This is a genomic window from Pseudomonas sp. FYR_2, from assembly GCF_043106425.1.
Classification (GTDB): Bacteria; Pseudomonadota; Gammaproteobacteria; order Pseudomonadales; family Pseudomonadaceae; genus Aquipseudomonas; species Aquipseudomonas monteilii.
Map to the genome: position 1 here is coordinate 108,239 of NZ_JBICMM010000019.1, position 21,432 is coordinate 129,670.

The window sequence follows — 21,432 nt, forward strand, 5'->3', positions numbered from 1 at the left end:
GGAGCATACCGTGACCGACGTTCGTCGCTGGATCTGGCTGGGCGCTGCCCTGCTCGTCGCTGTGCTGCTTTATAGCTTGCACAACATTCTTACCCCGTTTCTGGTTGGCATCCTGCTGGCCTACCTGGCCGACCCGTTGGTTGACCGCCTGGAGCGTCTGGGGCTGTCGCGCACCTGGGGTGTGGTGGTGGTGTTCGGCCTGTTCACCCTACTGTTGCTGGCCCTGCTGCTGGTGCTGGTGCCGATGCTTGCCAAGCAGCTGGTGCGCTTGTACGAGCTGGCGCCACAGATGCTCGACTGGCTTGAGCATGTTGCGTTGCCTTGGGTGCAGAGCCGCTTGGGCCTGGCTGATGGCTTCTGGAAGTTTGACAAGATCAAGGCTGCCATCGCTGGCCACATGGGCCAGACCACCGACATCGTCGGCATGCTGCTGTCGCATGCCACGGCTTCGAGCCTGGCGCTGATGGCGTGGCTGGCTAACATGGTACTGATTCCGGTGGTGGGCTTTTACTTGCTGCGTGACTGGGACCTGATGATGGCCAAGCTGCGCAGCCTGCTGCCACGTCAGCGTGAGCCGCAGGTGGTCGGGTTGGCGGGCGAATGCCACGAAGTGCTCGGGGCGTTCGTGCGTGGGCAACTGATGGTGATGCTGGCCTTGGGCGTCATTTATTCGGCTGGGCTGATGCTGGTCGGGCTGGAACTGGGCCTGCTCATCGGTATGCTCGCAGGGTTGGCCGCCATCGTGCCCTATATGGGCTTCATCATAGGTATTGGTGCGGCCTTGGTGGCGGGGCTGTTCCAGTTTGGGGGCGACCTGTATCCGATGCTGGGCATCGTCGCGGTATTCATGGTCGGGCAGGCGCTCGAAGGCATGGTGTTGACGCCGCTGCTGGTAGGGGACCGAATCGGCCTGCACCCGGTAGCGGTGATCTTTGCCATCCTGGCCGGTGGCGAACTGTTCGGCTTTACCGGGGTGCTGTTGGCGCTGCCGGTGGCGGCCGTGATCATGGTGCTGCTGCGGCATGTGCATGACATGTACAAGGAATCGGACATGTATGCCGGGGATATCGACCCGCAGTTGTGATGTTGGGGCTGCGATGCAGCCCCCACTTGGCGCAACTTGTTGATTTTGCTTGTGCTATCTGTTGCCGTGATTGTGCGGCCCGCCTTGCGGGTATAGACTTTGCAACATTGTTCACCAAAGGCCCCCTGCGGTCCTGCTGACCGCCCGCGAGCATGAAACCACCGATCCAGTTGCCCCTGGGTGTGCGCCTGCGCGATGACGCCACCTTCATCAACTACTATCCGGGCGCCAATGCTGCGGCATTGGGCTACGTCGAGCGGCTATGCGAAGCCGACGCCGGCTGGACCGAGAGCCTTATCTACCTGTGGGGCAAGCAGGGTGTTGGCCGTAGCCACCTGCTGCAGGCTGCCACCCACCGCTTCCAGCAACGCGGCGAACCTGCTGTCTATCTGCCATTGGCGCAACTGCTCGATCGCGGCGTAGAACTGCTTGACTACCTGGCCCAGTACGAACTGGTATGCATCGACGACTTGCACGTGATTGCCGGCAAGGCGGACTGGGAAGAGGCCATGTTCCACTTGTTCAACCGCCTGCGTGACAGTGGCCGGCGCTTGCTGCTGGCCGCCTCGGCATCCCCGCGCGAATTGCCAATCAAGTTGCCGGACCTGAAATCGCGGCTGACCCTTGCCCTGGTGTTCCAGATGCGTGGTTTGTCTGACGAAGACAAGCTGCGAGCCCTGCAACTGCGTGCTTCGCGCCGTGGCCTGCACCTCACCGACGAAGTCGGCCACTTCATTCTCACCCGCGGTGCGCGCAGCATGAGCGCGCTGTTCGACCTGCTGGAACGCCTCGACCAGGCCTCGCTGCAGGCACAACGCAAGCTCACCATTCCGTTCCTCAAGGAAACCCTCGGCTGGTAACCCCCTGAAAACGCTGGGCCAGAGCGGCAAAACAAAAAAGTCACATCTTTTTCGATAAAATTTGCAAATGGCCATGATAGAGGGCATAGTTTCACCCTTCTAAAGGATTACAGACACGGTCGTGCCCATGCTAAAGCGCTTCGCACCCCTCGTGCCACTCGCACTCGTGACCCTGCTTTTTGGCTGCGCGGCCCAAGGCCCGGCTTCTCAGCCTCAGGATCACACCCCGGTCGCCGCACAATCGGTGATCAAGGCTAAAGCTTCGTCCTCGTCGGTGTTCGGCGAACCGGAAGAACTGGCCACTGAAGATGACCTGGAGGCCTTCTCCAGCAGCAGCAAGCCTTACCAGCTGCCAGTGCTGGCGGACAGTATTCTCGAGCGTGGCATGTCGTTGATCGGCACTCGCTACCGCTTCGGTGGTACCTCGGAACAGTCCGGTTTCGACTGCAGCGGTTTCATCGGCTATCTGTTCCGCGAAGAGGCGGGCATGACCCTGCCACGCTCGACGCGCGAAATGATCAACGTCGATGCACCGAAAGTGGCGCGCAACAAGCTCAAGCCGGGTGATCTGCTGTTCTTCAGCACCAACGGTCGCGGCCGCGTCAGCCATGCCGGCATCTACCTGGGTGACAACCAGTTCATCCACTCCAGCAGCCGCCGCAGCGGTGGCGTGCGCATCGACAGCCTCGGTGACCGCTACTGGAGCAAGACCTTCATCGAAGCCAAGCGTGCCTTGGCCATGGCGCCGACCAACATCGCGCGCAACTGATGGCAAAATGCTGTACCCTGCCACGGCGGCGATGCTTTGAAAAAAGCTCGCCGCCGTGCGTATTTACAGAAAGCGTCTAATCTAAATTCTCAACTCTTTTTGGCTGCGGCGCAGCAATCTCAGACAGGATGTTCTGGCCATGGTAAAGATGGCGCGCTTCGCATTTCTCTCCTTGGCAGCCTTGCTGGCTGCTTGCTCTAGCCGTGCCCCTGCGCCGGCCCCTGTGGTTCAACCGCAGGTCACGTATAGCCAGCCCAGCCCTTCGCCGATTGCCGATGACGTGTTGATCCGAGCCATCGGCCTGGTGGGTACGCCCTACCGTTGGGGTGGCAATACGCCGGACTCCGGCTTCGACTGCAGTGGCCTGATCAAGTACGTCTACCGTGATGCTGCCGGCATCAGCCTGCCGCGTTCGACGCGGGAGATGATCGTCATGCGCGCACCTACGGTGGATGCCCAGTCGCTGCAGTCCGGTGATCTGGTGTTCTTTGCTACCAGTGGTGGCTCGCAGGTCAGTCATGCCGGCATTTATGTCGGCGAAGGGCGCTTCGTGCATGCACCTTCCACGGGCGGGACCGTGCGCCTTGACTACCTCTCCAACAGTTATTGGGCCAAGGCCTACCTGCAAGCCAAGCGCGTGATTCCACAAGGGCACCTGGCACAGAACCCCTGATCCGCTCCTACAGGGAGCCGCGATCAGGTTGAGGCCGGTACGGGCCTGATGCCAGCCCCTGCCGTCACGCTTGCTTGAGCAGCAGTGCCACCCCCGGGAAATACTGCCCCAGCTCGTTGTGCAAGTTGCGGTAGGCATAGGGGAAGTACCAGGCGATGGCGCAGGCGGTGTGTTTCTGCAGGTCGTCGACTAGGTCTTGCAGCTCCTCGGGGCTGGCATGCTGGCCTGCCTTCCAAGGGCTGATGAACAGCGCCCCGGCCTTCAACTGGCTGGGGTAGGCCACCTGGTGGGCGAGGGCAGCGGTTTGCTGCAGGGCGGCCGCCATGTCCAGCCGGGCGATTTTGGGCCAGCGCTGGCTGACACTGAGGTATAGCGTGTCGTCGGCGCTGCTGATCGACAGGTCGCAGCGCCCTTCGCATTCGCCTTCGTCGCGTTGCTTCTTGCCGGCAAACTGTTGCAGCGCCGCCAATTCGGCCTGCCACGCTGCCGCTGCCAGTAGCCCGGTGTTGGCCGCGGCACCCTGCCAATACGGGGCTTCGGCATCACCGGCAAACTGGTTGAAGCGGTCGATGCAGTCGACCCAGCGCTCCAGCACCGGGCCGAGGAACTCCAGGCGTGAGTTGTTGATGATCTGGCCTCGCATGCTGCGCTCTCCTGTTGTGGTTGTGGTCGCGTTCAGCTGAAGGTGATGGCCAAGTGATATTACTGTGTTCAGTGTGGCACACGCTGGCGAATTGGTCATTGTTGCGGACAATGCCTGTTTGGCGGGTATGGCGCCTGCTTCGATTGACGCTCCGGGTACAACCCTCTAACCTTCGCGCGTGTTTCAGGTGCCCTGCCAGCCCCGACTGGGCAGGGTGAAACTGGGAAGCCGGTGGGCGCCAGCATGGCGCGATTCCGGCGCTGCCCCCGCAACGGTAGGTGAGTAGAAGGCCGCGCAGGGCCACTGGATGCCAGCATCCGGGAAGGCGCGCAGGCTGGCCCAGGCCCGCTCACAAGCCCGGAGACCGGCCTGTTACTGCCAACGGCATCACGGAGGGTGATGCGCGGTGCACCGTGGCGCCCTGCCATGGCCTCTGCGCGTACTCCGTTTGCCTGCTTATTAACTGTCACCGTGCGTAGCCACGGTGCCAGCCAGCGGAGAACCCTGATGAGCGAATCCACCGAACGTGACGAACGCCACCTGGCGCGCATGCAGCGCAAGAAGGCGGTCATCGACGAACGTATCGCCAATTCCCCCAACGAATGCGGCCTGTTGCTGGTGCTGACTGGCAATGGCAAGGGCAAGAGCAGCTCGGCCTTCGGCATGCTCGCGCGCGCGCTGGGCCATGGCATGCAGTGCGGTGTTGTGCAGTTCATCAAGGGCCGCAATAGCACTGGGGAGGAGTTGTTTTTCCGCCGCTTTCCTGAGCAGGTGCGTTACCACGTGATGGGCGAGGGCTTCACCTGGGAAACCCAGGACCGCCAGCGTGACATCGCCGCCGCCGAAGCCGCCTGGGCGGTGTCGCGCCAGCTGCTGCAAGACCCTGATGTGCAGTTTGTGGTGCTGGATGAGCTGAACATCGCCCTCAAGCACGGTTACCTCGACCTGGACCAGGTGCTTTCAGACATCCAGGCCCGCCCGCCGATGCAGCATGTGATCGTCACGGGCCGTGCGGCCAAGCCTGAAATGATCGAACTGGCCGATACCGTGACCGAGATGGGTATGCTCAAACACGCCTTCCAGGCCGGCATTCGCGCACAGAAGGGCGTCGAACTGTGAGTCAATCGCGCCATTGCCCCGCCGTGTTGATCGCGGCACCCGCCTCTGGCCAGGGCAAGACTACCGTCACCGCCGCGCTGGCCCGCTTGCACCGTAACCTCGGGCGCAAGGTGCGCGTGTTCAAGTGTGGCCCGGATTTTCTTGACCCGATGATCCTGGAGCGCGCCAGTGGCGCGCCGGTGTACCAGCTGGACCTGTGGATGATCGGTGCCGAAGAAAGCCGTCGCCTGCTGTGGGACGCCGCAGGCGAGGCAGACCTTATCCTGATCGAAGGGGTGATGGGGCTGTTTGATGGCACCCCGTCCAGCGCCGACCTGGCGCGCCACTTCGGCGTGCCGGTGCTGGCGGTGATCGACGGCACGGCCATGGCCCAGACGTTCGGCGCATTGGCCCTGGGCCTGGCGCGCTACCAGGCCGACTTGCCGTTTGCCGGGGTGTTGGCCAACCGGGTGGGCAGCTTGCGCCATGCGCAACTGCTGGAAGGCAGCCTGACCGAGGGCTTGCGTTGGTACGGCGGCTTGTCGCGCGAGCGCGGCATCGAGTTGCCCAGCCGCCATCTCGGACTGGTTCAGGCCAGCGAGCTGAACGACCTGGATGCCCGCCTGGATGCAGCCGCTGAGGCGCTTGGCGCCAGCTGCGACGCAGCCTTGCCACCACCGGTGAGCTTTGCCGAGCCCGAAACACAAGCGTGTGCTGCTTCGCTGGCAGGGGTGCGCATCGGCGTGGCACGCGACGAAGCGTTTGCCTTCACCTACGGGGCCAACCTCGACCTGCTGCACAACCTCGGGGCGCAGCTGGAATTCTTCTCGCCGCTGCACGACCGCAAACTGCCGTCGGTGGATAGCCTGTACCTGCCGGGCGGCTACCCCGAGCTGCATCACCATGCCCTGGCCGCCAATGCGCCGATGTGCGAGGCAATCCGCGCCCATCATGCTCAGGGCAAACCCTTGCTGGCCGAGTGCGGCGGCATGCTGTACCTGCTCGATGCCTTGACCGACGTGGCCGGCGAGCGTGCCGAACTGCTGGGCCTGCTGCGGGGTGAGGCGACCATGCAGAAGCGCCTGGCGGCCCTGGCGCTGCAGGCGGTAGAGCTGCCGGAGGGCACCTTGCGTGGCCATACCTACCATCACTCGCTGACCAGCACCGAGCTGGAACCGATCGCCCGTGGCCTTAGCCCTAATGGCGGGCGTGGCAACGAAGCGGTGTATCGCTTGGGCCGGTTGACGGCCTCATACGTGCATTTCTACTTTCCCTCCAACCCGGATGCGGCGGCGGCGCTGTTGCGGCCATGAGCGAACATGCCTTCAGCGAGGTCGAGCGCGCCGCGATCTACCGGGCCATTGGCGAGCGTCGCGACATGCGCCATTTTGCCGGTGGCCAGGTGGCGCCAGAGCTGCTTGCCCGTTTGCTGGCCGCCGCGCATCAGGCGCCCAGTGTCGGGCTGATGCAGCCGTGGCGTTTTATCCGCATTACCCGGCGTGACCTGCGCGGGCGCATCCAGGCGTTGGTGGAGGCGGAGCGGGTACGCACCGCCGAGGCATTGGGCGAGCGCTCCGATGCCTTCATGAAGCTGAAGGTTGAAGGCATCAACGACTGCGCCGAGCTGCTGGTCGCGGCCTTGATGGATAACCGGGAACCGCACATTTTCGGCCGCCGCACGCTGCCGGAAATGGACCTGGCCTCGCTGGCCTGTGCCATCCAGAACCTGTGGCTGGCTGCGCGTGGCGAAGGGCTGGGCATGGGCTGGGTGTCGCTGTTCGAGCCGCAGGCTTTGGCCGCTTTGCTGGGCATGCCGGCGGGCGCCAAACCGGTGGCGGTGCTGTGCCTGGGGCCGGTCACCGAGTTTTACCCGGTGCCGATGCTTGTGCAGGAAAACTGGGCCGAAGCGCGGCCCTTGAGCGAAATGCTTTACGAGAACCAATGGGGAGAGCGTCAATGAGCGTGGCCTTGCTGACCGTGGCCGGGGTAGCCCTGGACGCTTTGCTGGGCGAGCCGCAGCGGCGCCACCCGTTGGTGGCTTTTGGCAACATGGCCAGTAACCTTGAGCGCCGCCTGAATGCCGGCGGGCGCGGCTGGCGCAGCCATGGCGTGAGCGCGTGGTTTCTGGCGGTGGTGCCGCTGACCCTGGTGGCGCTGGTCCTGTCGTGGCTGCCCTACATCGGTTGGCTGGTGGATGTGCTGGCGCTGTACTGCGCCGTGGGGCTGCGAAGCTTGGGCGAGCATGTGCTGCCGGTGGCCAACGCGTTGCGCCAAGGCAACCTGGAAGAGGCACGTCGGCGCGTCGGCTACCTGGTCAGCCGCGAAACCCGCGAACTGGACGAGCCGGCAGTGGCCCGGGCGGCCACCGAGTCGGTGCTGGAGAACGGCAGCGATGCGGTGTTCGCCGCGCTGTTCTGGTTTGTGGTGGCTGGCGCGCCGGGTGTGGTGCTGTATCGCCTGAGCAACACGCTGGATGCCATGTGGGGCTACCGTAACGAGCGCTTCGAACGTTTCGGCTGGTGCGCGGCGCGTATCGACGACGTGCTCAACTACCTTCCCGCAAGGCTGGTGGCGCTGACGTATGCGCTGCTGGGCAAGACCCGCCTGGCCTTGGCCTGCTGGCGCAAGCAGGGCCCTCTGTGGGACAGCCCTAACGCCGGCCCGGTGATGGCTGCAGGTGCCGGTGCACTGGGCGTGGAGCTCGGTGGCCCGGCGGTGTACCACGGCGAGCTTCATGAGCGGCCGCGCCTGGGCGAGGGGCCAGTGGCCGATGCCGACGCCATCGAGCGCGGTTGGGCCCTGGTGCAGCGGGGTGTGTGGTTGTGGCTGCTGTTGATCTGCCTGGGGGCTTACATCAATGCTTGAACACGGTGGCCGCCTGCTGCGCGCAGTGCAGCAGTACGGCATTCCTCGCGAGCAATGGCTCGACCTGTCCAGCGGCATCGCGCCCTGGCCATTCCCGATCCCGCCGATTCCTGCAGATGCGTGGGCGCGTCTACCGGAGGTCGAGGACGGCCTGGAAGACGCTGCACGCGCGTACTACGGTGCCAGCCAGCTGCTGCCGGTAGCGGGCTCTCAGGCTGCGATCCAGGCGTTGCCGCTGCTGCGCGCCGCAGGCCGGACAGGGGTGCTGACGCCATGTTATGCCGAACACCCGTACGCTTGGCAGCGGGCGGGGCATCAGTTGGTCGAGCTGGACGAGGCACAGGTTGACGCAGCGCTCGATAGCCTTGACGTGCTGGTGCTGGTCAACCCCAACAATCCGACCGGTCGGCGGGTGCCGCGTGAGACGCTGTTGGCTTGGCATGCGCGCCTGGCTGCGCGCGGTGGCTGGTTGCTGGTCGATGAGGCGTTCATGGACAACACCCCGGCAGACAGCGTGGTGGGCTGCGCGGGTCGCAAGGGCCTGATCGTGCTGCGTTCATTCGGCAAGTTCTTCGGTTTGGCCGGGGTGCGGCTGGGCTTCGTCGCCGCTGAGCGCAGCCTGCTGTTGCGTTTGGCCGAGTTGCTAGGCCCTTGGACCGTCAACGGCCCGACCCGGGTGCTGGCCCAGGCAAGCCTGGCAGACGAAGCTGCGCAGCGCATGCAGACTGAACGTTGCGCCGCTGCCAGCCAGCGCCTTGCCACCTTGTTGGCGAGCACTGGCCTGGCGCCAAGCGGCGGTTGTGACCTGTTCCAGTACGTGCGCAGCGAGCGTGCCGCGCCGTTGCATGACTTTCTCGCCCGTCGCGGCATCCTGGTGCGCCTGTTCGACCATCCCCCGGCCGTGCGCCTGGGGCTGCCCGAGTGTGCGGCCGACGAACAGCGCCTGGCCCAGGCGCTGGCCGACTATCAAAAGGAATCGGCATGACCACCCTCATGGTGCAAGGCACCACCTCCGACGCTGGCAAGAGCACGCTGGTGACCGCACTGTGCCGCTGGTTGTTGCGCCAGGGCGTCGCTGTGGTGCCGTTCAAACCGCAGAACATGGCGTTGAACAGCGCGGTAACCGCCGACGGCGGTGAAATCGGCCGGGCCCAGGCGGTGCAGGCCCAGGCGTGCCGGCTGGCGCCGCATACCGACATGAACCCGGTACTGCTCAAGCCCAACAGCGACACCGGTGCCCAGGTGATCATTCATGGCCGTGCGGTCACTAGCATGAATGCGGTGGCCTACCACGACTACAAGGCCATCGCCATGCAGGCGGTGCTGGCTTCGCACCAGCGGCTGAGTGCCGCCTGGCCGGTGGTCATGGTCGAAGGCGCCGGGTCACCGGCAGAGATCAACCTGCGGGCCGGCGACATCGCCAACATGGGCTTTGCCGAGGCCGTCGATTGCCCGGTGATCCTGGTCGCCGACATCAACCGCGGCGGCGTGTTCGCGCACCTTGTCGGCACGCTGGAATTGCTTTCGCCCAGTGAGCAGGCGCGGGTCCAGGGCTTTGTCATCAACCGCTTCCGTGGCGACATCGCCCTGTTGCAGCCGGGGCTGGACTGGCTGGAGCAACGCACCGGCAAGCCGGTGCTGGGCGTGTTGCCTTACGTCACCGATTTGCACCTGGAAGCCGAAGACGGCATCGATGTGCGCCAGGGCGCCAAAAGCGAGCGTGTGCTCAAGGTGATCGTGCCGGTATTGCCGCGCATCAGTAACCACACCGACTTCGACCCGCTGCGCCTGCACCCGCAGGTGGACCTGCAGTTCATCGGCCCGGGCCAGCCGATTCCGCCTGCCGACCTGATCATCCTGCCGGGCTCCAAGAGCGTGCGTGGCGACCTGGCGCAACTGCGCGAGCGCGGTTGGGACAAAGCGATCGAGCGGCACCTGCGCTACGGCGGCAAGCTGATCGGCATTTGTGGCGGCCTGCAGATGCTGGGCCGTGAAGTACATGACCCGCTAGGCCTCGAGGGCCCTGCCGGGTCGAGCCCGGGGCTTGGCCTGCTGGATTACACCACGGTGCTTGAGGCCGAGAAGCAGTTGCGCAACGTTGCCGGGGTGCTGAACCTTGAAGCGGCGCCGGTTGCCGGTTATGAGATTCATGCAGGCGTCACCACCGGCCCTGCGCTGGAACAGCCAGCCGTGCAACTGGCTGATGGTCGTTGTGATGGCGCGGTGAGCGATGATGGGCAGATCCTTGCCACCTACCTGCACGGCCTGTTCGAGGGCAGCCACTCGTGCGCCGCGCTGCTGCGCTGGGCCGGCCTGGAAGATGCCCAGACCATCGATTACGAAGCCCTGCGCGAGCGCGACATCGAGCGCCTGGCCGACCTGGTGGAAAAACACCTGGACACCGCGCGCTTGCGCCAGTTCTGTGGGGTGGCCTGACATGCGCAGCTTGATCCTCGGGGGCGCCCGCTCCGGCAAGAGCCGCCTCGCCGAACAGTTGGCCAGTGCCAGTGGCCTGCCAGTGACCTACATTGCCACCAGCCAGCCGCTGGACGGTGAAATGAACGAACGTGTGTTACTGCACCGCCAGCGCCGCCCGGACGACTGGGGGCTGATCGAAGAACCGCTGGCCCTGGCTGCTGTGCTGCGCGCCGAAGCGGCCGAAGGCCGTTGCCTGCTGGTGGACTGCCTGACCCTGTGGTTGACCAACCTGCTGATGCTTGAAGATGACCAGCGCCTGGCCGAGGAGCGAGATGCCTTGTTGGCCTGCCTTGAGCAGTTGCCTGGCACCCTGATTCTGGTCAGTAACGAAAGCGGCCTGGGCGTCGTGCCCATGGGCGAGCTGACCCGGCGTTATGTCGACCTGGCCGGCTGGCTTCACCAGGCCGTGGCCGAACGTTGTCAGCGTGTGGTGCTGACCGTGGCCGGCCTGCCCTTAATGCTTAAAGGACCTGCACTATGACACAAGCCTGGTGGCGTGATGCCTGCCAACCTCTCGACAACGCCGCCATGGACCAGGCCCGCGCCCGTCAGCAGCAGTTGACCAAGCCTGCCGGTTCGCTTGGCCAGCTTGAGGGTCTGGCCATTCAGCTGGCCGGCCTGCAAGGGCGTGAAAGGCCGGTGCTGGATCAGGCCGCCATCACCGTTTTTGCCGGTGACCACGGTGTGGTCGAGGAGGGTATCTCAGCTTACCCGCAGGCGGTGACCGGGCAGATGCTGCGCAACTTCGTAGGGGGTGGTGCAGCGATCAGCGTGCTGGCGCGCGAGCTGCAGGCCAGTCTCGAAGTGGTCGACCTGGGCACCATCGACCCTGATCTGGCGTTGCCGGGCGTGCACCACTTGCGCCTTGGGGCCGGTACGGCCAACTTCGCCCGGCAGCCGGCAATGACCGAAGGCCAACTGCAAGCTGCGTTGCAGGCGGGCCGCGACAGCGCGCTGCGTGCGGCCGAACGGGGTGCGCAGCTGTTCATCGGTGGCGAGATGGGAATAGGCAACACCACGGCCGCCGCCGCCTTGGCCAGCGTGCTGCTGGGCTGCCCGCCTGCTGAACTGAGTGGCCCGGGCACGGGCCTGGACAGCGCGGGTGTGCGGCACAAGGCCGAAGTCATTGAGCACGCCCTGCGCTTGCACAAGTTGCAGGCTGCGGACCCGTTGCAAGCCTTGGGTTGCGTCGGTGGCTTTGAGATCGCTGCGTTGGCGGGCGCCTACATCGGTTGTGCGCAGGCGGGGATCGCCGTACTGGTGGACGGCTTCATTTGTAGCGTTGCCGCGCTGGCGGCGGTGCACCTTAATCCGCAGTGCCGCGCGTGGTTGCTGTTCGCTCACCAAGGCGCGGAACCCGGGCACAAGGCGTTGCTCGAGGCATTGCAGGCCGAACCGCTGCTGGCGCTGGGCCTTCGTTTGGGCGAGGGCAGTGGTGCTGCGCTGGCCGTGCCGCTGCTGCGCCTCGCCTGCGCGCTGCACGGGCAGATGGCGACGTTCGCCGAAGCTGCGGTGGCGGACCGCTCGGCATGATCCTCGACTTGTTGCGCCATGGCGAAACCGAACAGGGTGGCCTGCGCGGCAGCCTTGACGATGCGTTGACTGACAAGGGCTGGGCGCAGATGCGTGGTGCCGTGGCCGGGGCGGAGTCTTGGGAGGTGCTGGTCAGCTCGCCGCTGCAGCGCTGCGCCCGCTTTGCCGATGAACTGGGGGCGCAGTTGAATCTGCCGGTGCAACGAGAACCCGGCCTTCAGGAGCTGCATTTTGGCGACTGGGAGGGCCGAAGCGCCGCGCAGATCATGGAAGACCAGGCGGATGCTCTGGGGCGGTTCTGGGAGAACCCTTACGCCTTTACGCCGCCCAATGGCGAGCCAGTCGAGGCGTTTGCCGAGCGTGTGCTGGCTGCTGTCGAGCGGCTGAGCCGTCAGTATGCTGGCAAGCGTGTGCTGCTGGTCACCCATGGTGGTGTGATGCGGCTATTGCTGGCCCGAGCCCGTGGCTTGCCGAGGGCGCAGCTGCTGCAGGTTGAAGTGGGGCATGGTGCGCTGGTGCGGCTGGTACCGGGTGTCGATGGCCAGTGGGTCGAGGCGTGCTGAGATGTTGCCATTCTGGATTGCCTTGCAGTTTCTCAGCAGCCTGCCCGTAAGCCTGCCAGGCATGCCGGCGCAACGGGAAATGGGGCGTTCTCTGCTGTTCTACCCGCTGGTCGGGCTGCTGTTCGGCTTACTGCTGTGGCTGGCCAGCCATCTGCTGCAGGGTACGCCAGCGCCGCTGCATGCGGCTTTGCTGCTGACGGTGTGGGTATTGCTCAGTGGCGCCTTGCACCTGGATGGTCTGGCTGACAGCGCCGACGCCTGGTTGGGCGGTTTCGGCGACCGTGAGCGCACCCTGCAGATCATGAAAGACCCGCGCAGCGGGCCGATTGCCGTGGTCACCCTGGTGTTGGTGCTGCTGCTGAAATTTTGCGCCTTGTGGGTGCTGGTGGAGCAGGGCATCGGAGCGCAATTGCTGCTGGCGCCCTTGATTGGTCGGGCGGCAATGTTGGGTCTGTTCCTGGGTACCCCCTACGTGCGCTCGGGTGGCCTGGGCCAAGCCCTGGCCGATCATCTGCCGCGCCGTGAGGCCTCTTGGGCTTTGCTGGGCAGTGCGGTCATGTGCCTGGTCGCAGGTGGCTGGAGCGTGTGCTGGATACTGTTGCTGGCACTCGCTGTGTTTGCAGGGCTGCGGCAACTGATGTGCCGGCGCCTTGGCGGGACCACCGGGGACACCGCTGGCGCGATGCTGGAGTTGCTTGAGCTTGCTGTGGTGCTGGGTTTGGCCGTGAGGCTCTGAGCGATCGGTTGCTGTCACCTCGAAGGCGAAATTTCTTGCAACACCTATGACGCGGGTATATACACGTATCCATGCTGACCAGTGAATGCATCTGTACCCATCTACGTCGCGCTGCCCGTGGGGTGAGCCGGCATTACGACGAAGCGCTTGCCGGCTTCGGGGTCAATGTCGCCCAGTTTTCCCTGTTACGCCATCTGCAGCGGCTTGACCGCCCCAGCATCACGACCCTGGCCGAAGCGATGGGCCTGGAGCGCAGCACCCTGGGCCGCAACCTGCGGGTGCTTGAGGCCGAGGGGCTGTTGGCCCTGGTGGATGGCGATGACCAACGCAATCGTGTAGTGCTGCTCACCGAAGCGGGTAAGCAGCTATTGTGTGACGCCCATCCCGCCTGGGAGCAGGCTCAAACGGAGCTGGTGGAGCGACTGGGGGCAGGGCAGCGGGATGAGCTGGTGCGTTTGCTGGGCCAACTCGCCTGATTTGATACGACTATAAGCGGGTATATACCCGTAAAAACCTTGCGATGTGCTGGAGATAACGACAATGACTTCGGTGTGGCGAACCAGCGGTTGGGTATTGGCGGGGGCGGCGTTGATCCTGGCGCTTTCCTTGGGTGTGCGCCATGGCTTTGGCCTGTTCCTGGCGCCGATGAGCGCCGACTTTGGCTGGGGGCGTGAGGTGTTCGCCTTTGCCATTGCCTTGCAGAACCTGATCTGGGGGCTGGCGCAACCGTTCGCCGGTGCCTTGGCCGACCGTTTGGGCGCGGCGCGGGTGGTGATCATCGGCGGCATTCTCTACGCCGTTGGCTTGATACTCATGGGTATGGCCGACTCTGCCTGGTCGTTGTCGCTCAGTGCCGGCTTGCTGATAGGCATCGGCCTGTCCGGTACATCGTTCTCGGTCATCCTTGGCGTGGTCGGGCGTGCTGTGCCTGCCGAGAAGCGCAGTATGGCGATGGGGATCGCCAGCGCTGCCGGTTCGTTTGGCCAGTTCGCCATGCTGCCCGGCACCTTGGGCCTGATCCAGTGGTTGGGTTGGTCGGCGGCGTTGCTGGTGTTGGGCCTGATGGTGGCGTTTATCGTGCCCTTCGTCGGCCTGCTGCGCGACCGTCCGCTGGCCAGCCATGGCGCGGAGCAGACACTGGGCCAGGCACTGCGCGAGGCGTGCTCGCATTCCGGCTTCTGGTTGCTGGCGCTGGGCTTTTTCGTCTGCGGCTTCCAGGTGGTGTTCATTGGTGTACACCTGCCGGCCTACCTGGTGGACCAGCACCTGGCTGCGACCACCGGTACCACGGTGCTGGCGTTGGTCGGCCTGTTCAATATCGTGGGTACTTTCACCGCTGGCTGGCTGGGTGGTCGCATGTCCAAGCCGCGCCTGCTGACCGGGCTTTACTTGCTACGTGCGGTGGTGATCCTGCTGTTCCTGTGGGCGCCGGTGAGCGAGTTCAGTGCTTACCTGTTCGGCATCGCCATGGGCCTGCTGTGGCTGTCTACGGTGCCGCTGACCAATGGCACCGTGGCGACGGTGTTCGGGGTGCGCAACCTGTCCATGCTCGGCGGTATCGTCTTCCTGTTCCACCAGCTGGGCGCCTTCCTGGGGGGCTGGTTGGGTGGGGTGGTGTATGACCGCACTGGCAGCTACGACCTGGTCTGGCAGATTTCCATCCTGCTCAGCCTGCTGGCTGCCGCCCTTAACTGGCCGGTGCGCGAGCGTCCGGTTGCCCGCTTGCAGGCCCAGGCCGCATGAACCGCTACCTGGCCCGTGGGCTGCTGGCCCTTGCTGCTTTGGCGCTGTTGGTGCTGGTGTGGTGGGGCTGGCATCAGGGAGGGATGGCGTTGATGCAACTGGGCATGGGTGTTTGTTAGGCGCTACCCTGCAAGCTCAAGGATTGTCTTGTGGGAGTAACGAATCATGCGTGCACATTGGTTGATGGTGCCGGTGCTGGCCCTGCTTGCCAGCACATCGAGCTGGGCTGCCGATTGCCCGGCCGTGTTGCAGGGTAGCCTGCCGGAATTGCGTGGGAAGGGTCAGGTCGACCTGTGCCAGCGCTTTGCGGGCAAGCCGCTGGTGGTGATCAACACCGCCAGCTATTGCGGTTTTGCGCCGCAGTTCGAGGGGCTTGAGGCGACGTACAAGGAGTATCACGAGCAAGGCCTGGAAATGCTGGGCGTGCCGTCCAATGACTTCAAGCAGGAAGACGCCGACAGCGAGAAGACCGCCAAGGTTTGCTATGCCAACTACGGTGTCACTTTCACCATGACCAAGACGCAGCCGGTACGGGGCAAGGATGCGATACCACTGTTCGCTGAGTTGGCCAGCCAGAGCAGTGCGCCGAAGTGGAATTTCTACAAGTACGTGGTGGACCGTAAGGGTAAGGTGATTGGCAATTTCTCCAGCTTGACCAAACCGGATGACCCGGCGTTCAGGGCTGCTATCGAGAAGGCCATCGCTTCGCAGCAGTGATGCGGTTTGCTGACTTTGCTTGATGCTGAGGGCTGATAGCGAGAAGCGAGAAGCGAAACAGCGCTGGTTCTTGTATTGCGCAAAGTCCATTTGCTTTGGCGACGCGGACTCACCTTTTCGCCCTTACGGCGAGTCACTTTTTGTCAAACGCGACAAAAAGTAACCAAAAAACGCTGCGCTCCTGTCATCCGGCCCCTGCGCTGCGCTCCGGGGTTCCCTCACTCCGGCCTTGCTCCCGGGAGGACCGCGCTGCAGGCCCCACCATCCTGGGGCCCAGCGCTTGACGGGCATCCATGCCCGTCACCTCCCTCCGCAAGGCCTGCGTTCGGCCTCCTGAAGTCGCAAAGATCAAGATCAAGATCAAGAGCGGGGAGTCCGTCTGGTTCTCGGGCTACTTCAATTCGCATGCACCGTAATTGCCACCAGCCGCACCACTACCGGCCTCACCATCAACACACATACAAACGCCACTGGCATTGCCAATTGATAGGCCTTCAGCACATTGCTCAGGTATTCCGGGTTAACCCCGGCATTGGCCGCTGTGATCACGAAGCACATCAGCAGTGCCATGATCGACGACATGTAAAAGGCGAAAACGTAAGGCGTGGCGCCCGGGTGTAATTTGCGTCGGCTGCGCGACTGGGACAGGTTGCTCATGCGAACTCCTGAAAGGTGAGTGGAGGCGCAGGTTAGCAATGCATGCGCCTGCACCTGTAGACCCGCAGGATTGAGTTCTTTATAAAGAGATTCTTACGAATCCAGGGGCTCAAATGGACCTGCTCAACACCATCCGCAGCTTCATCAAGGTTGTCGAAGCCGGCAGCATTGCGGCTGGCGCCCGCAATCTGGGGCTCAGCCCGGCAGCGGTCAGCCAGAACCTGGCTCGGCTGGAGGGCCACTTGCAGGTGCGACTGCTCAGCCGCACCACACGCAGCATGGCTGTGACACCCGCTGGCGCCCAGTATTACGAGCGTGTGAAGCACATCGAACGTGACTTGGCGCTGGCTGAACAGGCGGTCACTACCCCAGACAGCGAGCCCCAAGGGCGGCTCTGCATTGCCTCGACTTCCGCCTTCGGTCGCCACGTCCTGGCGCCGCTGATACCCGCCTTCAGTGCCCGCTACCCGTTGCTTTCGATAGAGTTGGTAACGACTGATCGCCGGGTGAATCATGCCCGTGAAGACGTCGACGTGAGCCTGCGGATTGCCCCTCAGCTGGAAGACCAGCTAATGGCCCGGCACATTGCGCGTATCCCGTTCATCTGCTGCGCCTCACCCGGTTACCTGCAAAGCGCCGGCGTACCCGTCACGCCTGAGGCCCTGCGCGAGCACCGCTGCCTGGTGTTTCGCTATCCGGTGGACGGGCGCTTTCTGCGCTGGGGCTTCATGCGCGACGGCCTGCGCTTCGAGGCGGAGTTCGGCAGCGTATTGATCAGCGATGACATCGATGCCCTGACCCAGATGGCCCTGCACGACGGTGGCATCACCCGCCTGGCCGAGTTCATCGTGCGGCCTCACCTGGCCTCCGGCGCGCTGGTGCCCTTGTTTGAATACAGCGACAGCGGCCAAGCCTACGCCCAGACCGAGCCAATGGATATCTACTTGTGCCTGGCCGACCGTTTTGCCATGACCACCAAGGTACGCGTGTTCATGGATTATCTGCGCGAGTGCCTGGGTGACAGTTGGCAGGTGCAGGCATGAAAAAACCGCCACGAGGGCGGTTTTTTGTGTGGCGCGTACGAATCAGAAGCGGTAGGTGAGCGAAGCACCGATACCGTGGGCGCTGTTCTCGTACTTGGCCTGGTAGCTGCCCTTGGTTGCACTCGCCAGATTGACCTTGGTGTCTTCTTCCCACAGGTAGGAATAGGCCACGTCGATGGTCATGTCGTCGTTCGGGCTCCAGCCAGCACCCAGGCTGAACACTTTGCGGTCGCCAGTCGGGATACGTGGCGAACGGTCGTGGTTGTTGGTCGGCGACTGGTCGACGGTGAAGCCGGTACGCAGTACCCACTCCTTGTTGACCTTGTAAGACGCACCAATGGCGTGGGCCCAGGTGTCATGCCAGTTCTGTTCTTCGGTGATGGTGCCGAATAGCGCACCAGCTGCACCGCCGGACAGTTGGGCAGGCAGATCGTTGTTTACAGTGATGTCTTTCAGCCTGCTCCAGCGTGTCCAAGTACTGCCGGCGTACAAAGTCCACTGATCATCAAGTTCATGCGTGACCGAAAGGTCGACAGATTCAGGGGTCTTGATTTTCAGCGATGCATCGAATTTGCTGCCGCTGAAAGACTGTAGCAGTGGTGTACTTACCCGGGTTTTACCCTCAAGTTTGTAGTCAACCATCGAGTGATAGGTCAAGCCGATACGGGTCCGGTCGGTGGCCTGAACCAAAACACCGATGTTATAGCCTACGGCGGTATCGTCACCTTTGATTTTAACTTCCCCGTCCCTACCGCCTAGTGCAGCTGGGGTTGCCAGGTTAGAGCCCAGCTCACCCTTGATGCGGTTGATGGTAGGGCCGAAGCCGATCGAGACCTTGTCGTTGAAGGCATAGCTGACAGTCGGCTGGAAGGTGACAACCTCGACGTGGCTCTTCTTGCCCCAGTAGCGTGCGGCGTCATCGCTGCCGTAGTCGGTTACCAGGCCGAACGGTACGTAAACACCGAAGCCGACGCTCCAGTGGTCGTCGATCGGCTTGACGTAGTAACCCATCGGTACGCCAACGAAAGGCACCATGTCACCATCGGTTTCCCCCCCGAGGTTGCTGCCCGGGCCCGAGATGTCGGACTTGGCGATGACGGCAGCGCCGCCCACGGTGAATTGTTCACGTTTGAGGCGGGACATGCCTGCCGGGTTGCCAAACACGGTGCTGGCATCTTCGGCAGAAGAAGAACGTCCCGCGAAACCTGTCCCCATGCTGCTGATGCTCTGTTCGTTGAGCGCGAAGCCGCTGGCGAGCAGTTGGCTGGAAGCAAGAGCAACGGCTACGCCGAGGGAGGTTTTGAGCATTACTTTTTTCATTATTAGAAAACTCCTTGGGATCTCCGGGGCGAAACGCTACCAACAAATCACGCGCCGCGCCATAGTCTCAATCGCAGAAGATAGAGCGGTTTTGTAGGACAATCCGACCACAATTCCCTTTTTTCCGGTAATTTTGTAGGGCGTGTCTTAAGATGCCTGTGGCAATCTCTGATCGATGCAGGTGTGCCAGGCTGAGGTGAAGTCGCGCAGGCGACCTTGGGGGTTGAATACCTGTCGCCAGATTCGTGCCAGCGCCAACAGGTCATCTGCGGCGGGCAGCGTTGTGGCCTGTTCTTCGACGAGCATCCAGGCAATGGCGGTGGAGTAGCGCAGGTTGACGGTGAGCTCCAGGTGCGGCCCGCCAAGGAAGGCGTGCTGGCTGGCCAGACCGCGGACCAGGCTGGCCAGGTCGGGATCCCGAGCCAGGTAGTCGTCCCAGAGCGCCTGATGGCGGTGTTCGCCAATGCGGTAAAGGCCGTGCCCACGTCGGTCGTGCAAAGCGGACCCGAGTGCCGATTGGCTGGCGGCGATGCCCAGCAACAAGGCCTCGGCGCTGGCGCAGTGACGGTTCAGGTAGACCAGGGTGGGTCGGATCACATACTGACACAATTCATTCGCCGCGATACCCATGATGCCCTCGAGCAGATAAGGGCCGGACGGGCGCTGGAGCTTGGCAGCTGGTGAATGATCAGGCCCGCCGGAAGCGGTAAGGACCGCTCGAGTTGAAGTGTAGTGTGATAATCGTGGTGTAAAGAGCTGTTTTTAAATCGTTTGCTGCCTGACGTACCGGGCTATATGCCCTAAGGCAATTACGTCGGGAATGTTCAGGCAGACTGGCGATGGGGAGATTCAGCGCTTGAATACCGCAGTATTCGCCGCTCACGCGGTAAGCGATTGGCGAGTACGGGCAATGACCGCCTGCAGCGGCTCGCTACGGCTGTACTGTTCCGGGTACAGGCGCTCGGTGTGGCAGGCGACGCCGTGTTCGTCTACCAGGGTGAAGCTGAAGCTGCCCTTGCGTGGGGCAACGATAAGGCACTTCAACGGCGAGAAGGCCTGGGAGAGGGTGCCAATGGCAGCCTGAATTTGATGATGAGTATGCATATTGTTGGAGGTTCCTGCTTTAAACACGGGGGTTATGATCCGTGCATGATAGAAACGTTCCAGTGACGCCTTTATTAAGGGACGAACGAACCTGACTGGAACAGGGCAGCCAGAGGGGGCGCAATCAAAGGTGGGCGCTTGGGCTGACTGGTAGGTACTTCGGAAGGCAGGCAGCACGCCGGGGCCAAGGTTCTAGGCCGTCGGGGTGGAATCCTGATCAATCTGTCACGTGATTCGTGCTTGAGCAGCCTGAGGCTGGCGAGGGAATCATCGATTGGGCCGGTCCTGCTTTCAGCAGCGCCACTCTTGGGAGGAGGGGGTTTGCAAGGACGCTTGCGGCCAGAATTGACTTTCAGCTTGGTACTAACGAGGCGCACCTTACTGGAAATGCAGGCGCTTGGCAAGCACTACGTTCGTTCAGGTTAGCCGCGCAGTATGGCGCGTATTTGCGTTGCTGTGAAGAGGGGGCAAATGGCCCGTATCCGGGCGGATGTGCCCATTTCGTGCACTCGAAGGGAGGTTTATGGTGCACTTGTTCACATTCGGGGCAGCGGTTGTAACAGCCCGGCAACACGCATCGACAGCCTCGCCAATGCCTTGACTGCGCGGTTAAGTCAATGAAAAAAAACACTATTTTTAGCTGGTGAAAAAATCGTCAGTTTGACACAAAGCCCCAATTTACGGGGCTTTGCGGTGTGTGCAAGGGGGTTGTCCACCGAGTTATCCACAGGAACTGTGGATTGTCCCTAGCGCTTGCTCTAGGACGGGCGTGCTAGCAAAGGCGTGAACTGTCCGACAATCGACATGCCTCGACAGACTGCTTGGTCATCCCCTCGTAAACGTCAAGAAAATATCATTTAAATTTTTTTCAATTCTCCAGAAATGGACAGGCCGGGGCGGTAAAAAAAGAGTAGAGTGGTGCGCCTTTCGAGTTGCCAAACCTGTTACTCATGAAGTTCCGCAGCAAACACCTCGCCAGCCCCGCGGCATCGACGCCTCCCCCCAAACGCTTTTCACTGAAAGTTGCCTTGTGGTTGCTCGACAGCCCGCGCCTGGGTGACAAGCCCCAGGTCAAGCACTTGGCCGGGCGCCTGCTGAAACAGCCGGCGCGCCAGGGCGTGGTGGTCGCACAAAGCCGCCTGGGGCAGATGCTGTGCCGTGATTGCGGCAATGCCCGTGACCGGCGGATTGGCCATGAACTGCTGCGTCAGGCCGCCCGCGCCGGTGATCGGCGGGCGCAACTGGAATATGCACGGTTGTGCCAGCACAGCGAGCCGGAGCAGGCGCGGTACTGGCTGGAACTGGCGGCGGGGCAGGGGTCACAGGAGGCGCGGCGGTTGCTGCGCCAGTGGTTCTCGGGCTGAGCACTCGAGCTGCAACAGGCAACACGCCCGCTGGGCTGATAAGCTGCGCATCAATCATCCAGGATCGTTCGGGGTAAGCATGACAGTGGATCTGGCCAGCATTGTGCTGGGCTTGGTGGCAGGCGCGTTACCTTGCCTGGGGTGGGTCATGCAGGTGCAGCGCCGCCAGGGCGCGCGGCAAG

25 protein-coding genes and 1 riboswitch are annotated in these 21,432 nt (G+C 63.1%); of the genes, 20 read left to right on the top strand and 5 right to left on the bottom strand.

Features of this window, described 5'->3' with window-relative positions:
- Positions 1–10: 10 nt before the first annotated feature.
- From ACF8R4_RS09895 to ACF8R4_RS09910, 4 genes are all read left to right on the top strand, one after another.
- Positions 11–1,084, top strand: coding sequence for an AI-2E family transporter (locus ACF8R4_RS09895; RefSeq protein WP_019099297.1), 1,074 nt, complete (start codon positions 11–13; stop codon positions 1,082–1,084).
- A gap of 152 nt (positions 1,085–1,236) precedes the next feature.
- On the top strand, positions 1,237–1,944 hold the full coding sequence (hda, locus tag ACF8R4_RS09900; RefSeq protein WP_003252443.1) for a DnaA regulatory inactivator Hda: 708 nt from the start codon (positions 1,237–1,239) through the stop codon (positions 1,942–1,944).
- A gap of 127 nt (positions 1,945–2,071) precedes the next feature.
- Complete coding sequence (locus tag ACF8R4_RS09905; protein ID WP_392492323.1) at positions 2,072–2,713, top strand: C40 family peptidase; 642 nt, start codon at positions 2,072–2,074, stop codon at positions 2,711–2,713.
- 139 nt (positions 2,714–2,852) lie between these two features.
- Entirely contained in the window at positions 2,853–3,386 is a 534-nt protein-coding gene (locus ACF8R4_RS09910) for a C40 family peptidase (RefSeq protein ID WP_104834115.1), read from the top strand.
- 64 nt (positions 3,387–3,450) lie between these two features.
- Here the strand turns inward: ACF8R4_RS09910 and ACF8R4_RS09915 are convergent, their stop codons facing one another.
- The gene (locus ACF8R4_RS09915) at positions 3,451–4,029 is read right to left on the bottom strand and encodes a hypothetical protein (protein WP_060500781.1); all 579 of its coding nucleotides are present in this window, start codon (positions 4,027–4,029) and stop codon (positions 3,451–3,453) included.
- Between the two features lie 168 nt (positions 4,030–4,197).
- Positions 4,198–4,417: riboswitch (cobalamin riboswitch) on the top strand.
- 119 nt (positions 4,418–4,536) lie between these two features.
- On the opposite strand from ACF8R4_RS09915, the gene cobO reads away from it, so the two are divergent.
- The 14 genes from cobO to ACF8R4_RS09985 all read left to right on the top strand — a co-directional run bounded on the left by cobO (position 4,537) and on the right by ACF8R4_RS09985 (position 15,762).
- Positions 4,537–5,148: a cob(I)yrinic acid a,c-diamide adenosyltransferase gene (gene cobO, locus ACF8R4_RS09920; RefSeq protein WP_016715469.1), complete on the top strand. Its 612-nt coding sequence runs from the start codon at positions 4,537–4,539 to the stop codon at positions 5,146–5,148.
- Entirely contained in the window at positions 5,145–6,440 is a 1,296-nt protein-coding gene (locus tag ACF8R4_RS09925) for a cobyrinate a,c-diamide synthase (protein WP_182408606.1), read from the top strand. Before cobO ends, ACF8R4_RS09925 begins: the two co-directional genes overlap by 4 nt.
- Complete coding sequence (gene bluB / locus ACF8R4_RS09930) at positions 6,437–7,087, top strand: 5,6-dimethylbenzimidazole synthase (RefSeq protein WP_060500777.1); 651 nt, start codon at positions 6,437–6,439, stop codon at positions 7,085–7,087. The genes ACF8R4_RS09925 and bluB overlap by 4 nt, the downstream gene beginning before the upstream one ends.
- Complete coding sequence (gene cbiB / locus ACF8R4_RS09935) at positions 7,084–7,992, top strand: adenosylcobinamide-phosphate synthase CbiB (RefSeq protein WP_016715472.1); 909 nt, start codon at positions 7,084–7,086, stop codon at positions 7,990–7,992. The genes bluB and cbiB overlap by 4 nt, the downstream gene beginning before the upstream one ends.
- Complete coding sequence (gene cobD, locus ACF8R4_RS09940; RefSeq protein WP_104834117.1) at positions 7,985–8,977, top strand: threonine-phosphate decarboxylase CobD; 993 nt, start codon at positions 7,985–7,987, stop codon at positions 8,975–8,977. Before cbiB ends, cobD begins: the two co-directional genes overlap by 8 nt.
- On the top strand, positions 8,974–10,428 hold the full coding sequence (locus ACF8R4_RS09945) for a cobyric acid synthase (protein WP_104834118.1): 1,455 nt from the start codon (positions 8,974–8,976) through the stop codon (positions 10,426–10,428). Before cobD ends, ACF8R4_RS09945 begins: the two co-directional genes overlap by 4 nt.
- A gap of 1 nt (position 10,429) precedes the next feature.
- On the top strand, positions 10,430–10,951 hold the full coding sequence (gene cobU / locus ACF8R4_RS09950) for a bifunctional adenosylcobinamide kinase/adenosylcobinamide-phosphate guanylyltransferase (RefSeq protein WP_392492324.1): 522 nt from the start codon (positions 10,430–10,432) through the stop codon (positions 10,949–10,951).
- Positions 10,948–12,003 (top strand): nicotinate-nucleotide--dimethylbenzimidazole phosphoribosyltransferase, encoded by a 1,056-nt coding sequence (gene cobT / locus ACF8R4_RS09955; protein ID WP_104834119.1) that lies wholly within the window; start codon positions 10,948–10,950, stop codon positions 12,001–12,003. Before cobU ends, cobT begins: the two co-directional genes overlap by 4 nt.
- On the top strand, positions 12,000–12,566 hold the full coding sequence (locus tag ACF8R4_RS09960; RefSeq protein WP_060500769.1) for a histidine phosphatase family protein: 567 nt from the start codon (positions 12,000–12,002) through the stop codon (positions 12,564–12,566). Before cobT ends, ACF8R4_RS09960 begins: the two co-directional genes overlap by 4 nt.
- A gap of 1 nt (position 12,567) precedes the next feature.
- Positions 12,568–13,302, top strand: coding sequence for an adenosylcobinamide-GDP ribazoletransferase (locus tag ACF8R4_RS09965; protein ID WP_060500768.1), 735 nt, complete (start codon positions 12,568–12,570; stop codon positions 13,300–13,302).
- Between the two features lie 71 nt (positions 13,303–13,373).
- Positions 13,374–13,778 (top strand): MarR family winged helix-turn-helix transcriptional regulator, encoded by a 405-nt coding sequence (locus ACF8R4_RS09970; protein WP_060500766.1) that lies wholly within the window; start codon positions 13,374–13,376, stop codon positions 13,776–13,778.
- A gap of 64 nt (positions 13,779–13,842) precedes the next feature.
- On the top strand, positions 13,843–15,045 hold the full coding sequence (locus ACF8R4_RS09975; RefSeq protein ID WP_392492325.1) for an MFS transporter: 1,203 nt from the start codon (positions 13,843–13,845) through the stop codon (positions 15,043–15,045).
- Positions 15,042–15,164: a hypothetical protein gene (locus ACF8R4_RS09980; RefSeq protein ID WP_256219344.1), complete on the top strand. Its 123-nt coding sequence runs from the start codon at positions 15,042–15,044 to the stop codon at positions 15,162–15,164. The genes ACF8R4_RS09975 and ACF8R4_RS09980 overlap by 4 nt, the downstream gene beginning before the upstream one ends.
- A gap of 46 nt (positions 15,165–15,210) precedes the next feature.
- Positions 15,211–15,762, top strand: a complete 552-nt coding sequence (locus ACF8R4_RS09985; RefSeq protein WP_164524961.1) for a glutathione peroxidase — start codon at positions 15,211–15,213, stop codon at positions 15,760–15,762.
- Between the two features lie 396 nt (positions 15,763–16,158).
- Here ACF8R4_RS09985 and ACF8R4_RS09990 read toward each other — a convergent pair whose 3' ends face one another.
- Positions 16,159–16,419, bottom strand: coding sequence for a DUF2798 domain-containing protein (locus ACF8R4_RS09990; RefSeq protein WP_060500762.1), 261 nt, complete (start codon positions 16,417–16,419; stop codon positions 16,159–16,161).
- A 113-nt stretch (positions 16,420–16,532) separates the two neighbouring features.
- Between ACF8R4_RS09990 and ACF8R4_RS09995 the strand changes: the two genes are divergently transcribed.
- On the top strand, positions 16,533–17,462 hold the full coding sequence (locus tag ACF8R4_RS09995; protein WP_060500760.1) for a LysR family transcriptional regulator: 930 nt from the start codon (positions 16,533–16,535) through the stop codon (positions 17,460–17,462).
- Between the two features lie 42 nt (positions 17,463–17,504).
- Here ACF8R4_RS09995 and ACF8R4_RS10000 read toward each other — a convergent pair whose 3' ends face one another.
- The 3 genes from ACF8R4_RS10000 to ACF8R4_RS10010 all read right to left on the bottom strand — a co-directional run bounded on the left by ACF8R4_RS10000 (position 17,505) and on the right by ACF8R4_RS10010 (position 19,886).
- Entirely contained in the window at positions 17,505–18,782 is a 1,278-nt protein-coding gene (locus ACF8R4_RS10000) for an OmpP1/FadL family transporter (protein ID WP_060500758.1), read from the bottom strand.
- A 147-nt stretch (positions 18,783–18,929) separates the two neighbouring features.
- Positions 18,930–19,412, bottom strand: coding sequence for a hypothetical protein (locus tag ACF8R4_RS10005; protein WP_060500756.1), 483 nt, complete (start codon positions 19,410–19,412; stop codon positions 18,930–18,932).
- Positions 19,413–19,661: 249 nt separating this feature from the next.
- The gene (locus tag ACF8R4_RS10010; RefSeq protein ID WP_016715487.1) at positions 19,662–19,886 is read right to left on the bottom strand and encodes a hypothetical protein; all 225 of its coding nucleotides are present in this window, start codon (positions 19,884–19,886) and stop codon (positions 19,662–19,664) included.
- 950 nt (positions 19,887–20,836) lie between these two features.
- On the opposite strand from ACF8R4_RS10010, the gene ACF8R4_RS10015 reads away from it, so the two are divergent.
- Positions 20,837–21,250 carry a tetratricopeptide repeat protein gene (locus ACF8R4_RS10015; protein WP_060500754.1) on the top strand — a complete coding sequence of 138 codons (414 nt, stop codon included), beginning with the start codon at positions 20,837–20,839 and terminating at the stop codon, positions 21,248–21,250.
- Positions 21,251–21,432: the final 182 nt, after the last annotated feature.